Raw genomic sequence first — 14,647 nt, 5'->3', positions numbered from 1 at the left:
CAGACAGGGCAAGCAAGCCGACTTCCCTTGGGAAAGTTGATATGCAGGTCCAACCGCTTCTCCTCCAGCTTGAAAGTCACATCGTCCACCAKSSAMGGNKGAACCAACCCCAACGCCAAGGTAAACAGCTTGTCTTCGTCCATCATTAACCTTCCCTAGATCAGCAATGCCCTAAGACTACCGTACCCTCGTATCCACTCCAAGTAGCGAGGAGCCTGATTTGAGCCATTGTTCTGCCAGTTTCTCTCGGTCTGTATCCAGGATCATCCTGTTCCAATAGGGGTAGCGAACATCCATGTGCTGCAGCAAGCCAGCACGAATGACACCATCCCGGCGACGTGTCACGTTTTCGCCAAAATCCTCAAAACTGACATGATGCTGTAAAAGATCATTAAATAAATAAAGCTTTTCAGGATAGCTGATCCATGGATTAGTGTGATCGCCCAACGGTTGATAAATAACATAGGGATTGTGTGCGCCCGCTGCTTTGGGTTTTAGAGAAGATGTGCCGCCGGGACCTGCATTCCAGAGCAAACCACGATTGGAATAATATTCTGGCCACAGGCGTTGAACAACATCTGAATCCGAGGCACCATCAGTCCATTGGTGGCCTTGCGCGGTGACTTCCCCGTCGGCCATGAAATTGGCCAGCAAGGCATAATGTCCGGCCAAATTATACAAGTTCGGTAATTCTTTCTGATTATATAAATCAAAATGCGGATCTGCCCATTTCCCAGCCGGTTTATAATCTCCTAAATCCTCATCAAATGTCTTGTTTTCACGGAGAATAAATACAACGTAGTGAATATGCTTACGCAGATAGGCGGTAGTTTTGACATTTTCCTTATTGCGGACGTTGCGCTGCTCCAAAGTAAAACCATCATTGTGCAAAGCCGTCTTTGTCCATTCAGCAGGGTGGGCCGGGATGTCCTTGAGAGCCACTTTCTGGATCACGCCGTGCATCATGTTGCCAATCCACTGGCTTTGCAGATTGGGTCCGGAGCCCAGGCCTTTGGCGCAACTGATATACAGCGCATCGTTCGCTATGCTCAGACTGGTCGGGTACCAGGCTGTAGGAATCAGTCCCAGACGCTTCCCGGTGTGGATGTCATACACCGCTACATCGTTGTTACCTGCATTGGCAACATAAAGTCTGCCATCGGCAACGGCAAGCCCGTCCGGATAGCTGCCCGGAGGAGCGTCAGGATAAGGGCTGTCATCTATTACCTGTAATGGCCGCAAATTTTTAGTGTCCACTTCTACCACCTTGTCAATATTTGCGTCGGCGACAAAAACGTTGGGACTATTCGGTACGGCAACCATTGCGGTGGGATGCACACCCGCCGCCACTGTCGAGGAGCCGACCGCCGGACCGGTGGGGATTTCGCCCAGAACCTGCATGCTTTGCCGGTTGAGAACGACAACGCCGTTACCCGCCCAGTCGCTGACTACCAAGTGCTGACCACTGTCGGCCAGGGTCACCGCAAAGGGATAAGCGCCGACATTGACATATTCGGTTTTGCCGGTAGCGATATTGATACGTGCCAGGCTATTGGCGAGCATGCCCGTGACATAGAGGTGCTTATTTTCAGGGCCAACCACCACAGAGTCCGGATAAAACAGATATTTCTTCTGGTGGTTGCCCTGATACTGATAGGGATACTGATCCTTTGGAAAAGCCTGCCACTGTAAGGAATACTGATGAATAACCGTAATTTTTCCCTGAATGTTGCGCAAAGCCACTACTTGATCCGAATTCCCCCCGGTAGCGTAGAAAGTACCATCCGGACCTGCAGCCAATCCCTGGAAAAAGTCGCTGTGCGAGAGAACGGATGTGGAAATCACTTTCGGATTGCTTTCAGCAGCAAGTGAAGCTTTGGCTTGGGCAGTTTTCAATGAAGCGTCTTCCTCGGGCACATAAACCACCCCTGCCGCACCCGCATGTTGTGGATTGATAGCGATTCCACTACCGCCGGGAGTTGCAAAAGCCATTGCTTGAGCCGGTGCGACTTTAGAAAAAGCGGCCAGACGATCAATCCGCTGAAGCGTCTTTCCGTCATAAAATGTAATAGTTTGAAAAGGTGTTGCACCATTAGCCAGCACAGCAACATCATCCCCATAAGCGGCTACCATCGTAGGGAAATTTGGTGTGCCGTTGATGGTACCAACCGGTGTTGCGCTGCGTCCGGTGGGTAAGATGGCGGTATAATTTGCTTTGTTTTGTGCGTCAAGCTGAACCGCACTCAATACTTGTCGATCAAGTGGGTTAGCCAAGGCGGATGGCAAGTTGTAGAGCAGCCCTGCGAAGATACTACTGATAACACTCATCCGGACAAAATTTCTCGGTACCCTTTTCAATGAGTTGTATGCCTGCGAATGTTCTTGTGTAGCCTGCGGGGAGCGTTGCCAATACAACGCGCGCAAGATGCTCCTTAGCAGAGAAGATCGCTGCATAGGAATTTGCTTCATCGTGTCTGAAATCATCACTCCGCTATGGGCAGACAACCACGGCTGGCTATGCGTCAGATTATGTTTTACGACGTTCATGTGGCTATCTCCATGTAAAATATGCAATGCTCAAACTATGCTCGATACAAAAATCTTTCTGAGAGTTCTATACCTCACTGTCGCAGATACGATAGCAACGAAATGTGACACTATTGCGTCAATTTCATGACTTTTTCCTTACAAAAGATAATGATCGTGGAAATTTTCAAAAAAATAATATTAATCAATTGGATGGAATTTAAATAATATTTTCTATTCTAATATAATTTATTATTATAGTATGTTGTTCTAATCACTCCCTTTCTGAGCAAAATTCCGGTACAATTCTATTGTCTCTGCCAGGAGGCCTACATCATGCTACAGTGGATGACCGAAAGCCCTGCAGGTTTTGTTGCACTGCTTGTTGTTGCCTTTATTGTAATGCTGGGTGTGTATTTGTTACCGGCTCTGCTGGCCTGGATAATGGCCTGTCCGCAGCAGATGACTATTTCATTGCTGAATGTTTTTCTAGGTTGGACTGTGTTTGTCTGGATAGCGGTACTGGTTTGGGCTTTGGCTTCTGGCAAAGCTGAGCGTTTTGACGAAAATCCGGTTGTCAGAAAGGAACCCTGGTTGCGCTAGCTGTCAATAATGAAAAAATTCTCAATGTATTATCAGATTATTCAGGAAAAAAATGAGCGAGCTTAAGCAAAAGGGAAAAACTAAAGTGGACGCCACGGCCCCATCCGTCGATCAGGAAAAATTCCCTCTGGTCATTTTTACGGTCGGAACAGCCGCTTCGGGCAAAAGCTCGTGGGCAATTTCCATGCAGGCAAAGCATCCTGCCTTGCGTATTATCATCCTGGAACGGGACATGATCCGGGTGGCCTTGCAAGAGGCTGAGACCGGTCAACCCTTTTCCTGGGGCGAATGGAATCCGGCCTGGGAAAGCAAGGTACAATGGCTTTGGGAGCAACGGGTTCACGATGCAGTCAAACAATGTGATGTGTTGATTATGGCAGATACTCATCTGGACGCCGTGGAACTACAAAAAAAGGCCACCTGGTTACGGGAGTTGGGCGTGACGGATTTCACCCTGAAGTACTTTCAGGCTTTGCCGTTAACGGATCTCCTGCGCCGGGATCAAGGCAGAACCCATCCTGTGGGTGGTGAAGCTCTGCGCGAACATCTTAAAAAAATTGTTGCGGAAGATCGCTACTGGGCTGCTATTGAAGGGATTTGAGGGGGTCTGTTTAGACCTGCTGTTCTGGTTCCAGAGCGCAGGGGTGTTCGGTATCTCCGGTTTCTACTTGCAGGGTAGGATGAACGATGGCGAACTGTTCCCGGAGTGTCGTAGCAATGTCCGATAAAAACCCATCGCCGGGAAAACCTTGAGGCATAACCAGGTGTGCTGTCAGGGCAGTTTCGGTGGTGCTCATGGCCCAGATATGCAAATCATGTACGGCCGCCACATCTGGAAGGCCGCGTAAATAGCGGCGCACGGCATCAGTATCAATATTGTCCGGGACCCCGTGCAAAACGAGGCGGGCAGCTTCTTTCAGCAAAGACCAGGTGGCCAGAATAATCAGGGCGCTGATAATGAGACTGACGGTTGAATCCAGCCAGTACCAGTGCATAAACAGCATGACGATTCCTGCCAGCACGACACCCAGAGAAATAAACGCATCCCCGGCCATGTGCAAGAAGGCCGCTTTGATATTCAGGTCACCCTTGCGCCCGGACAAAAACAACAGGGCCGTACCGGTGTTGATCAGTACTCCCAGGGCAGCAACGGCAATGACTACCCGGCTGTCTACCGGGCTGGGATGAAGCAGGCGTTCTATGGCCTCCCAGGCAATGCCACCAGTCACAACCAGCAGAAACAGAGAATTCGAGAGTGCTGCCAGAATGGAGCTACTACGCAAGCCATAAGTGTAGCGCTGTGATGGAGGCCGCAAGGCCAAGGCGCTGGCACCCCAGGCCATCACCAGGCCCAGTACGTCACTCAGGTTGTGGCCAGCATCGGCGAGCAAAGCCAGTGAATGACCCAGCACGCCAAATACGGCTTCTGCGAGCACAAAGACCACATTCAGGAAAATGCCAATGGAAAAGGCCCGCCCGAAACTTTTGGGCGCATGATGGTGATGGCCGTGGTGATGCCCGGAATGAGGATGCTGGTGATCATGCCCATCTTGTCGGGATTCGCAGCGCGCTGACGTATCATGCTGGTGTATCAAAGGGAATTTTGCTTCGCTCAAGGGATTATGCTCTGGATGGATTTTTACCCTTCACAAGCATAGGGAAAAAGCTTAGTCTGGACAACTCTCCATTAGACCGGAGGTCAGAGTTGATATCGGGAATGCCTGGAAAAGTTTTAATTTTAAGTGCCTCTCTGCTTTTTTTGCCATTAGCTGCAACGGCAGCCCCTGGCACTAAGCCGCTGGCTTCAAGCGCGACTGAGGCAGTTACACCTGCTGTGTTGGCGAAATGGATGTCCGGGGCCGAGCATGGTTATGGACCGGATCAATATCGTCTGGGACTGGCTTATGCTGCGGGGGATGGTGTCGCTCAGAATTTCAGTGAGGCCGCACACTGGTGGCGTAAAGGTGCCTACAACATCAATCCTCAGGCGGAACTCATGTTGGGTGAAGCCTATGCTCATGGCTGGGGAGTACCACGCGATATAGACAAGGCTATTCACTGGTGGAAAGCTGCCGCGCGCTATGGCCCGCCAGAAGTAGCCAGCCGCGCCCAACTCCTGTTGGATTCAGCCGTATAATTTCAGCCGGTTAATAAGGAATTTTCATGTGTTTTCTGTTTAATCAATGGCCTGCCTGGATGGCCTTCATGGCCTTCATGGCATTTTTCAGTGTTTCAGTGCAGGCCATGGCCGATGAACCGGATGTGACGCCGTCAGTGATTTCCAAAAGTGAATTTGCGAAAAAGCCGGAATGGTCCGGAACGGTTGGTCTGGGTCTGAGCAGCAGTACCGGAACCAGCCAGGCACTCAATCTGAACACCGATGATGCTTTGCTGTGGCATCGCGGTTTGTGGTCGAACCAAAGCAGGCTTCTGTATAACTACGCGACTTCTCAAGGGGAAGTCAGCGCCGATCGCCTGGATGTCAGCAACCAGACCCGCTATGACATTGCCCTGCAGCAATATTTGTTTGCGAATCTCAATTATCATCGCAACCATTTTGACGGGTACTATTTTCGTGCTGACGAAACCCTGGGTTATGGACACTTTTTTGTTCTGAATCAGGTTTCTCATCTGCGTCTTGAAGCGGGTGCCGGTGTGCGTCAATCCCACCCTATTGGTGGAGTGTATAGCACGCATCCCATTGCCCGTCTCTATGGAAAATATCTCTGGAAATTCAGTCCACATGCGCATTTATCAGAGGCCGTAGATGCCATTTTGGCGGATAATGGAGCGAATACCTATAATTCGATTTTTACTGTGGTTAGTCCGTTATATGGACCGTTGAATCTGCGTCTTGCCTTTATTGCAACGTACAATGCGAAAGTTCAACCTGGTTTTAGGCCGATGAATACCTTGACTACTATCAATCTGGCCTATAACTTTTAATCAGAAAGTCGGGAAAATTTTTCCTGAAATTTTTGAACATAAGGTGCATAACGCTCTACGGCATCTGCTGCAGGATAAAATATTCTTCCCGGTTGGACGGGTGTCTGCCCTAATATTTTTAAGCCCCCCAAATCGGCAGCCGCAGCAATGAGAGCAGATCCTTTTGCCGCCTCAGTGTCCACTGTGATTTCTACAGGCCGATTCAAAATGTGGGCACGCATTTGCATCCAGGCAGCATTCATACTGCCACCCCCCACCGTTTTTATGGGCCCCTGAATGCTCACCTCCGCTTTTTCCATGACGTCATAGCCCCAGGCTTCAATATAGCTGAGTCCTTCCAGCAACATCTGAAAAGTCTCGGCATTTTGTCCGCTGGGAATGGTACTTCCCGGCCATGTAGGCGCCTGGATCGGGAAGCGTTCTCCGCTGCTGGCCAGAGGATACAACAAGGCAGCGCTGGGATATGCCGGATGAAGGGAGGATTCCAGCGCCCGCATTTGTTCTCGCTGAAAATGCTGCAGCAGGATACTTGCTCCGGCATTGGATGCCGCGCCAACCAGGCAAAAATCACCCAGATAATGGCTATAAAGACCCATTGTATTTATTGGTTTGCCATGCACGACCTTGAAAGCCAGGGATGAACCAAGGCTGCTCAGGGCTGTGCCGGGCATATATAAACCAGCCGCAGTGGCCGCTGCAACGCTGTCTGTACAACCGGCGCGAATCTGGACTGCTGTGGACAAGCCCAGCCTTTGAGCCCATGATTTATCCAGCGTGCCGATGCTGATCCCTTCATGCACCACTTTCGGTAATATTGCCGGATCAATATCTGCAGTTTTCAGGATATTGAGCATTTTCTCCGGATATTTCATCTGTTGAGCATCCAGACCCATTTTCAGAACATTGCCCCGATCCGAAATCCCCCAGTGATTGGTGAGATGCGCAGCCACCCAGTCCGCCTGATGATGTACGTAATGCGCCTCCGAAAAATTATGGAGATGACAGCGTAACCACAGGAGTTTACTCAGGGAGCTGGCAGGGGATAGACAAATTCCCCCTTCTGGCCATTGCTGTTTCAACTGTTGTGCCTGTGCTGCAGCCCGTTGATCTGAATAGGCCAATACTGGACCCAGAACATTACCCCGTCGGTCACTGAGCAGGAGGGTTCCAGAGGTCCCATCCAGACTCATGGCCTTGATGGCAGACCAGGCCCGGGTATGAATGGATCGCAATTGTTGCGCCAGCATTTCCAGTCCCTGCAACCATCCCTGGCTATCGGTCAAACTTTCAGACGGACAGCCCGGGTAGGGAAGGGCGGCACTGGCTATCTTGTTGAGATTTTCATCAATAATTACGCCGCGCAAGCCGGACGTTCCAAAATCTATTCCCAGATAAGTGGGCATGTCCGGCGCCGATCAGTAACCGGGCTGCTGCCGGGTCCATTGCACACCGGGCAACTGCCCGAGGATATCCGGGTTATCCCAGCCGGGCTGGCGATGTTCGATGAGCAAATCGGTGCTGATGCCTCCACGCACATACCAGCGGCCCAGAAGGCGCAGATAACGCGGCTGAATCAGTTGAATAATATCGTCAGCAATCCGGTTACTCATGGCCTCGTGAAAAGCGCCTTCATCGCGAAAACTCCAGAGATACAGCTTCAGGGATTTAAGTTCAACATTATGCTGGTCAGGAATGAAATCGAGCATAAAGTGCGCAAAATCGGGCTGTCCGGTCAGTGGACAGAGGCAGGTAAACTCCGGCATATCCATATGCACCACATAATCCCGCTCGGGATGGGGGTTGGGAAATCGTTCCAGACTTTTGCTGGGTTGACTGGGCATGGCTTAATCCTCATCATGAAAGTTTCAATAGTCTGATATCATACCTAAAAACCACTGTTCATGCGCCTCTCGGCTATTATTCTTCAAGGCTTCAAGTCCTTTCGCGAAAACACCCGCATCCAGATCAGCGCCAATCCGGTAGTGATTGTCGGACCCAATGGTTGTGGCAAGTCCAATACTGTGGACGCCCTGCGCTGGGTGCTTGGTGAGTCTTCCGCCCGGCAATTAAGAGGCGGCACCCTGAGCGATGTCATTTCCAATGGGGGGGGCAGTCGTCCGGCAACTTCCCAGGCCAGTGTGGAATTGCGTTTTGACAATAGTGATGGCACTGCGCCCGGTGCATTTGCCGAAGTGGCCGAAATCAGTGTCAAACGCAGTCTGGACCGCAAGGGCGACGGTCTTTACCGGATTAACGGCGCGCGTTGCCGGCGGCGGGATGTCAGTGATCTGTTTTTGGGTACAGGTTTGGGCAGCAGTACCTATGCCATTGTCGAACAGGGAACCATTGGTCGGATTATTGAAGCGCGTCCTGATGATCTGCGCGCCATGCTGGAAGAGGCGGGGGGAATCAGCCGCTATAAGGAAAGGCGTCGGGAAACCGCCCAGCGCATTGCCGAAACCCGGGAACATTTGCAACGCCTGCATGATATTCACGGTGAAATGGATGGTCAGTGGCAGCGTTTGCAACGTCAGGCCGAAGCTGCCCGGAAAATGCGGGCCTTGCGCATTGAAGAACGTCAATGGCAATGGTGGGCGGTTTCTGAACGCCTGCAGATGCTGGAGACGGAAGCACAAGTCCTGAATCAGCGCCGCGATGAATTACAGTCCAAAAACCGGACATTGGAAGAAAGCCGCCAGTTGACCGAGCAGGGTCTGGAGCGCTTGCGACAGGAAGCGCGGGTCGGTCAGGACAGCCTGAGCGCCGCCCAGGCCGGTCTGTATGCTGTTCAGGCGGATCTCAGTGAAGCCGATCATCAACTGAAAGAACATCATGCTCAGATTCAGCGTGTTCAGTCGGGAATGGCGCAATTTCAGAACCAACAGCAAAAAATCCAGGACGAAATACAACGCCAACTGGATAGTGAAAAACAACGACAAGAACGCCTTCTGGTTTTGCTGGATCGTCGTGAAGCCTTAAGCACAGAGGAGGAGTCAACTCGCCAAGCCCGTCAGGCCGCAGAGCGTCAGGCTGAAGAGCAGGAACAGGCACGACAGTTGGGCGTGCAAAAGGTTGCTGATTTGCGCCGCAAACGTGATGTGCTGCTGGCTCAGATCCGCGAGCTGGAGCCGCGTTTACAGGATATGGATAGGCGCCTGGGGCGTTTTGTTCAGGAAATACCATCAGAACGCCCTGCTCTCGATGCGGCCGAACTGCGTGTGCAAACGCTGGAAGAGAACCTGAATACGGCAACCCAGCATCTTGCAACTTTGCGTGAGGAATTGGCCCAACAACAAAAACAGATTGAGAACCTGCGCGAGCCCCGTGAAAGTGCCCAGGGCCAGTTGCAAGAGTGCAAGGCCCGCCACAAGGCACTCGAAAGCCTATTGCAACGCCTGCAAAAATCCAGTCCTGCGGGGGTATCCGGGCAAGGGTTGTTGATGGATTGTTTGCAGGTTCGCAAGGGCTGGGAGGCGGCCATTGAACGGGTGCTCGGTGATCGCCTTCATGCCCGGGTGCTTGCTGCGCCTGAGCAGAGCGTGAAGCACAGCACTTTATGGGAATCTGCCGAAGAACTGACGAGCCTTTCTGAAGATGCCTTGCTGAGGATGCTGAAGATTCCTGATAGGTTACGAAAAGGCATGCAGGACTGGCTCTGGGGCTTGCGAACCGCGCCCGACCTGGCCAGTGCCATGGCCAAGCGGCATGAGCTGGGAGCGGGGGAAGCCTGGATAACTCCGCTGGGAGTCATTGTGCATGCGATGGGTGTGACTTTTCCCGAACAGGAAGACGCAGCCAGCCTGCTGCAATGTCGGCGGGAACTGGAAGATAACCAGCAGCTTATGACGGCCGCCGAGGCGCAGGCCGTTGCCACGCAAACAGCGCTGAATGAAGCCCAAGAGGCTCTTCGCGTTTTGCAAATACCCCTGCGCGAAGCTGAAGCACAAGTGCAGAAACTTGGCCGGGAACTAGCACAGGAACGGGAGTCTGTCGCCCGTTTACGCAGTCGGGTGGAATCGGAAGATCAGCAACGGACCGAGCGGCAAATGGAAGCCCAGCGTCTGGAATCGGAAAAAACCGCCAGCTCGGAACGCCTGAGCGGGCTGCGCAAGGCTTTTGCCGACGAAGAAGAAAACTGGGCTGTACAGGAAAAACAACTGCGCGAGGCGCAACAAAAAGCGGATAAGGACAAACGCCGTATTCAGGAATTGCGCAATACCTACGGGCGCTTGCGGGAAGAACGTCAGCAACTGGAATTACAGGTGCAAAAACTGCAGACAGAATCGGCAGCAGCGCAACAGCGCGGTGATGATCTCCAGCAGCAGGATCTGCAACTGATGCAGTCCATTGCGCTCAGCTGCCAGAATCTGGAGGCACTACAGCAAGCCCTTCCTGATTTGCAGGACAAACAGAAAACCCTTCAGGATCGGCTTGGAGAACAACAAGCCATTGTCCAAAAGCATCAGGAATCCGCACAGGCCATAGATCTACAAATACGCACTCTGGAGCAGCAGCGTCATCCGCTGGAAACCCAGTTGCGCAATCTGCAAAAAAACCTGGCGCAGACCGAACAGGAAATGGCTGCCTTGCAGGTCCGTCTGGAAGAAAATGGTCTGCGAGCTGCAGAACTGGCTGAAAATCTGGGGGAAAACCCCGGGCCTTGCCCGGATTCCCGCTCTATGGAAGAACAACTGGCGCGTATAGCTGCCGCCATACAACGTCTGGGCAATGTGAACCTCGCGGCAGAAGAAGAATTAAAAGAGCTGGAGGAGCGGCGCGGAAATTTGTTAAGTCAGGTGGAAGACGTGGAAACGGCTCTGAATAGCCTGGAAGAGGCCATGGCCGCCATGGATCAGGAAACTATCTCGCGCTTTTCCGAAACCCTCCATCAGGTGAATCAGGAATTGCAGAACCTGTTCGCCATTTTGTTCGGAGGTGGTCAGGCAGCCCTGAGTCTGCTGGGTGACGACTTGCTTGATGCCGGTCTGGTTTTACGCGCGCAACCCCCCGGCAAACGCAATGCCAGTTTGCAGCAATTATCTGGTGGAGAAAAGGCTCTGACCGCGATTGCCCTGGTTTTTGCGCTATTTCGGCTGAATCCAGCCCCATTTTGTGTGCTCGACGAGGTAGATGCCCCTCTGGATGACGCCAATGTGGGCCGTTTCTGCCATTTAGTCCAGGAAATGGCCGTGCAAACCCAGTTTTTGATTGTTACCCACCGTAACTTGACCATGCAGGTGGGCGAACAACTTATCGGCGTTACCATGACCGAACCCGGCGTCTCTCGCATTGTACCGGTCTCGGTAGCGGAAACGTTGGCCGCCGCCGCCGATTCTGAATCCTACGCAGCAAATTGATTAACCTAAAAACGGCAGTTGCTGTGGGTGCTTTGCAGCGACTTTTGTTTCGCGCCGTTGTTGTTCTTGGCGAAATCCTGCGCCCGTCAGGAGAGCTGTTTGAGCCCGCAGGGCGAGTTCTCTCCTGACAGCAGGATGAGCCGTAGAACAACAGGCAAGGAACAATGGAGCAAAAAGCACCCACGGCAACTGCCGTTTTTAGGATTAACCTTTTTGGGTCAGCTTTTGGAAGCCTTAGGGGACCAATCTATTATGCCTCGACCCCATATCCATCAAGGCACCGGTGGCAATCAGCATACTACCAAATGTCCAGATAAGAATGGCCACCTCTAATGCGATCAGTAGTACCACGCCCAATAGGGCGAGAACGATTTTACCTACAAGCATAAAGCCCAGATATTTTACCAGAAAAAACAGAATGCCAAAAAATATAGCAAAAAAAATGCCAACACCGATGAATACCAGGATCAGGATTGCGCCCAGAATAAATGGAAAAAACAGCCATTTCAATTTTCCCCCAAAAATACCTAAGCTGCTGCCTATGGACATTTTGGCATTCAATCCATAGGCAGAATACAGCATAAATACATATCCAAAGAATGCGCCCAATAACATGAGTGGAATAAACATTATCCAAATCTGCTGATGCATGAACCAGTCTGCAGGCAACTTTTGCCCCGGCTGAACTATAGGCATTCCCGAATAGGCCTCCAGGACGCTGCCAATAGTGGCGTAGATCAAGGCAAGTAACCAGGCTTCACCACGTTTGAATGCCCAAAACAAGTTTCCGATATGCCATGGCTGAGCGGTGAGACTTTTAGCTAACAGGTAGAATAATCCCATATCCAGCAAGGTGATCCACAAGAATAATGGGAATCGCCATAACTGGACGTATGTTGGTGCGCTGAAATTGAGTAGTGAATTTATGGCAAAGCCTATTCCCAATAAGAGGATAAAAATGAGTAAAGCCGGCCATAGCGTTTTAAATTGGTTTTTAAGTAGATCCCAGCCACCACGGATGGCGCCGCTATAAGTGGTATTATCCGCCTGCATCGGGGTAAAGCTGTCCATGATTTGTTCCTTTTTTCAATGCCAAAGTAGTAACAGAAAGCCACTGCCATTCCATACCATATGAAGCAGGATTCCAGGCCAGAGTGAACGATAGCGGATGCGCAAAAATATTAATGCGGCTGCCAATAGGACGATGATAATCAATGCCGGAGGGTAATGAAACTGTTCGATTTTGCTGGGTACATGGGCTAACACAAAAAGCAAACTGACGAACAGGGCCGACCAGCCTGATGAAAACCGCCGGCGCAGCCCGGCATATATGGCTCCCCGAAAAATAATTTCTTCGGTAAAGGGCGCAATGACAATCAGCAACAAAAGGACCACGTAGTGCCTCAATCCTGAGCCTTTCAGTCCCTCAAAGAGACCTAATGCGCGCGGGTTCAGATGGCTGGGTGGAGGAAATACCTGGAAAAGACCATGAGCAATGAGACCGATGAGAATGGCCAGTATCAAGGCCAGCAGATAGGCATTTGGACGACTGGGTTTGCGCCAGGCAAAACCTTCAGCTTTGCGCCAGACCTCCCGAGGAAATTTCATCAGTAAAAAAATCAGGATCGCCAATGCACAAAGCGTATAGCTCAGGATGCCCAGCCAGATACGGAACGTAGTACTGATTTGGTGTAAGGACTTTTCCAGGACAAGCGGCGGCATTTTTTCATGGAGTAAGGCATAATGCATACCCAACTGCGCGCCGACGACGAAATCCCGCAGCATGACCATAATAATGACAATGATGGCCTGACCGAAGAAAAAGCTCAGAAAGAGGATTATCGCTGCCCAGGGCCCCCAATGCGTGTTAAGAGATTTTCTGGTAGTCCGTTGCTTGTTGTTTTCTGCCGATAAAGTGTACTTTTGTCCTGTCTGCCGGATTTTTTGGGCAGAAAATTGGGATAAATTCCAGTCACTGCGACTCAGACGTTGTCGGGCAAGATAGGCGGCAAACCCCACACTGACAAGGGCCATAAACATTAAAACCAGTGTTCCGCGCAGGTGAAAGGGCACATGAATCAGGTGGCGATAAAACCAGTAGTGCGCGCTGCGCAACACCAGAACAGCATCCAACCCAAAAGAAAGAAGCAGGATGATTTGCTGCAGGATACCGGTAAAACCCAGACCGATTATACCCATGGGTGCCCAGGCCAGCACCAGAATGCCCATATACAAAATCAACAAAATCATGCTGATTTGCAGAATAGGATATCCCAGAAGAATCAAAATAAGGGCCGGCCAAAACAGTAATACCAGGGCCAGCAGGCTGGTATGCGCAGCGTAACTTTTTACAATGTGCGTACTTGCCTGCTGGTGATTGCCACCAAAATAACCGGTAAGCGTCAGATATTGCCAGTCAAATGCCCGTGCCGACCAGTTACCCCATGATAAGACAGGTAGGAGAAAAATGACCGGAAGAAAAGGTAGAACCTGTGGCCAATGCGATGTGCCAACCCGCAAAAATTGTAATGCAATAAGAGCAGCCGGGAACAAGGGTTGAATGAAAAGAACCGCCAGGATTCCCTGCGGCCGTCGCGCCGTATCCAGGATGGGATTGTGCCAGTTGCCGGGCATCCAGCGCCAGATTGCACGCCACGGAATATTCTGGATGCGAATATCCTGGGGCCTGTGCAGGTATTCGGATAAAAAATCTTGCCATTCTCGTGGCGTTTTTCGCATCAGCAGGACGATGAGTAAAAGCAGTAGAATTCCCAGAACCGAATCCACTGGTGCGGGAATCGCTAAAAAAACATCTCTGGCAGGTGGGAAAAATATGAGGGGATACACTGGAAGCAGGGGAAATCCCTGCCAATATTTTCGGTCTTTCCTGCGGCTTCCGCCGGTATTGAGCAAAATCGCATAAAAAGCAGCCCAAAATGCCACGTAAACCGTTAAAACAAAGGCCCCTGCTAAGGGAATGTTTGAAAACCGCATTTCTCCGGCAATGATGACCAGCAAGAGAATAAGAATGAAAACAAATGGCTCTTCGTCAGATTGAGTGGGTAGGGGGTAGAATGCTGTGGAGCGGTCGTGCCCTGAATAGGAGTTAGCTGATGGTCCCTGAAGAGCTGTTTTCTCTCGCGTTAGGATTGGTTCCGCCGTGGTTGGTGGATCATGTGACTTTCACGGTGGAGGAGAAACGCCTGGATCTGCAC

General features: G+C 51.2%; 10 protein-coding genes and 2 pseudogenes. 5 read left to right on the top strand and 7 right to left on the bottom strand.

The genetic code is table 11. The features are described from left to right. Both H7F08_RS13485 and H7F08_RS13480 read right to left on the bottom strand, forming a co-directional pair. Positions 1-146, bottom strand: a pseudogene (locus H7F08_RS13485) (ISL3 family transposase); the annotation flags it as partial. Between the two features lie 70 nt (positions 147-216). After that, positions 217-2,247 (bottom strand): annotated as a pseudogene (locus H7F08_RS13480) (quinoprotein amine dehydrogenase, beta chain-like protein); the annotation flags it as partial. A gap of 615 nt (positions 2,248-2,862) precedes the next feature. On the opposite strand from H7F08_RS13480, the gene H7F08_RS13475 reads away from it, so the two are divergent. Together H7F08_RS13475 and H7F08_RS13470 are read left to right on the top strand one after the other, a co-directional pair. Continuing rightward, positions 2,863-3,129 (top strand): superinfection immunity protein, encoded by a 267-nt coding sequence (locus tag H7F08_RS13475; RefSeq protein ID WP_193640806.1) that lies wholly within the window; start codon positions 2,863-2,865, stop codon positions 3,127-3,129. 52 nt (positions 3,130-3,181) lie between these two features. Then, positions 3,182-3,730: an AAA family ATPase gene (locus H7F08_RS13470; RefSeq protein WP_010639133.1), complete on the top strand. Its 549-nt coding sequence runs from the start codon at positions 3,182-3,184 to the stop codon at positions 3,728-3,730. A 10-nt stretch (positions 3,731-3,740) separates the two neighbouring features. Here the strand turns inward: H7F08_RS13470 and H7F08_RS13465 are convergent, their stop codons facing one another. After that, positions 3,741-4,721, bottom strand: coding sequence for a cation diffusion facilitator family transporter (locus tag H7F08_RS13465; RefSeq protein ID WP_050816054.1), 981 nt, complete (start codon positions 4,719-4,721; stop codon positions 3,741-3,743). A 257-nt stretch (positions 4,722-4,978) separates the two neighbouring features. On the opposite strand from H7F08_RS13465, the gene H7F08_RS13460 reads away from it, so the two are divergent. Continuing rightward, entirely contained in the window at positions 4,979-5,266 is a 288-nt protein-coding gene (locus H7F08_RS13460; RefSeq protein WP_024894719.1) for a tetratricopeptide repeat protein, read from the top strand. A gap of 26 nt (positions 5,267-5,292) precedes the next feature. Next, the gene (locus H7F08_RS13455) at positions 5,293-6,075 is read left to right on the top strand and encodes a YdiY family protein (protein WP_193640805.1); all 783 of its coding nucleotides are present in this window, start codon (positions 5,293-5,295) and stop codon (positions 6,073-6,075) included. On the opposite strand, the gene H7F08_RS13450 is transcribed toward H7F08_RS13455, so the two are convergent. Next, positions 6,072-7,478 carry an FGGY-family carbohydrate kinase gene (locus H7F08_RS13450; RefSeq protein WP_081577559.1) on the bottom strand — a complete coding sequence of 469 codons (1,407 nt, stop codon included), beginning with the start codon at positions 7,476-7,478 and terminating at the stop codon, positions 6,072-6,074. The two genes, H7F08_RS13455 and H7F08_RS13450, sit on opposite strands and share 4 nt — an antisense overlap. Before the next feature lie 12 nt (positions 7,479-7,490). Next, positions 7,491-7,916: a preQ(1) synthase gene (queF, locus tag H7F08_RS13445; RefSeq protein WP_031569460.1), complete on the bottom strand. Its 426-nt coding sequence runs from the start codon at positions 7,914-7,916 to the stop codon at positions 7,491-7,493. 60 nt (positions 7,917-7,976) lie between these two features. Here queF and smc point away from each other — a divergent pair, with 60 nt between their 5' ends. After that, complete coding sequence (gene smc / locus H7F08_RS13440) at positions 7,977-11,432, top strand: chromosome segregation protein SMC (RefSeq protein ID WP_193640804.1); 3,456 nt, start codon at positions 7,977-7,979, stop codon at positions 11,430-11,432. 234 nt (positions 11,433-11,666) lie between these two features. On the opposite strand, the gene H7F08_RS13435 is transcribed toward smc, so the two are convergent. Both H7F08_RS13435 and H7F08_RS13430 read right to left on the bottom strand, forming a co-directional pair. Beyond that, the gene (locus tag H7F08_RS13435; RefSeq protein WP_024894726.1) at positions 11,667-12,503 is read right to left on the bottom strand and encodes a hypothetical protein; all 837 of its coding nucleotides are present in this window, start codon (positions 12,501-12,503) and stop codon (positions 11,667-11,669) included. Between the two features lie 15 nt (positions 12,504-12,518). Continuing rightward, positions 12,519-14,426 (bottom strand): CPBP family intramembrane glutamic endopeptidase, encoded by a 1,908-nt coding sequence (locus tag H7F08_RS13430; protein WP_193640803.1) that lies wholly within the window; start codon positions 14,424-14,426, stop codon positions 12,519-12,521. Positions 14,427-14,647: the final 221 nt, after the last annotated feature.

Origin of the sequence: Acidithiobacillus sp. HP-11 (genome assembly GCF_015100075.1) — a bacterium.
In the GTDB taxonomy this organism is placed as follows: Bacteria; Pseudomonadota; Gammaproteobacteria; order Acidithiobacillales; family Acidithiobacillaceae; genus Acidithiobacillus; species Acidithiobacillus thiooxidans.
Note: the sequence above shows the minus strand (reverse complement) of the source record. Positions and strands in the feature narration are given on the sequence as shown.

Coding starts and splice junctions, on each gene's coding strand:
- H7F08_RS13475 (WP_193640806.1), top strand. CDS start 2,863: ATGCTACAGTGGATGACCGAAAGCCCTGCAGGTTTTGTTGCACTGCTT.
- H7F08_RS13470 (WP_010639133.1), top strand. CDS start 3,182: ATGAGCGAGCTTAAGCAAAAGGGAAAAACTAAAGTGGACGCCACGGCC.
- H7F08_RS13460 (WP_024894719.1), top strand. CDS start 4,979: ATGTCCGGGGCCGAGCATGGTTATGGACCGGATCAATATCGTCTGGGA.
- H7F08_RS13455 (WP_193640805.1), top strand. CDS start 5,293: ATGTGTTTTCTGTTTAATCAATGGCCTGCCTGGATGGCCTTCATGGCC.
- H7F08_RS13450 (WP_081577559.1), bottom strand. CDS start 7,478: ATGCCCACTTATCTGGGAATAGATTTTGGAACGTCCGGCTTGCGCGGC.
- queF (WP_031569460.1), bottom strand. CDS start 7,916: ATGCCCAGTCAACCCAGCAAAAGTCTGGAACGATTTCCCAACCCCCAT.
- smc (WP_193640804.1), top strand. CDS start 7,977: ATGCGCCTCTCGGCTATTATTCTTCAAGGCTTCAAGTCCTTTCGCGAA.
- H7F08_RS13435 (WP_024894726.1), bottom strand. CDS start 12,503: ATGGACAGCTTTACCCCGATGCAGGCGGATAATACCACTTATAGCGGC.
- H7F08_RS13430 (WP_193640803.1), bottom strand. CDS start 14,426: ATGCGGTTTTCAAACATTCCCTTAGCAGGGGCCTTTGTTTTAACGGTT.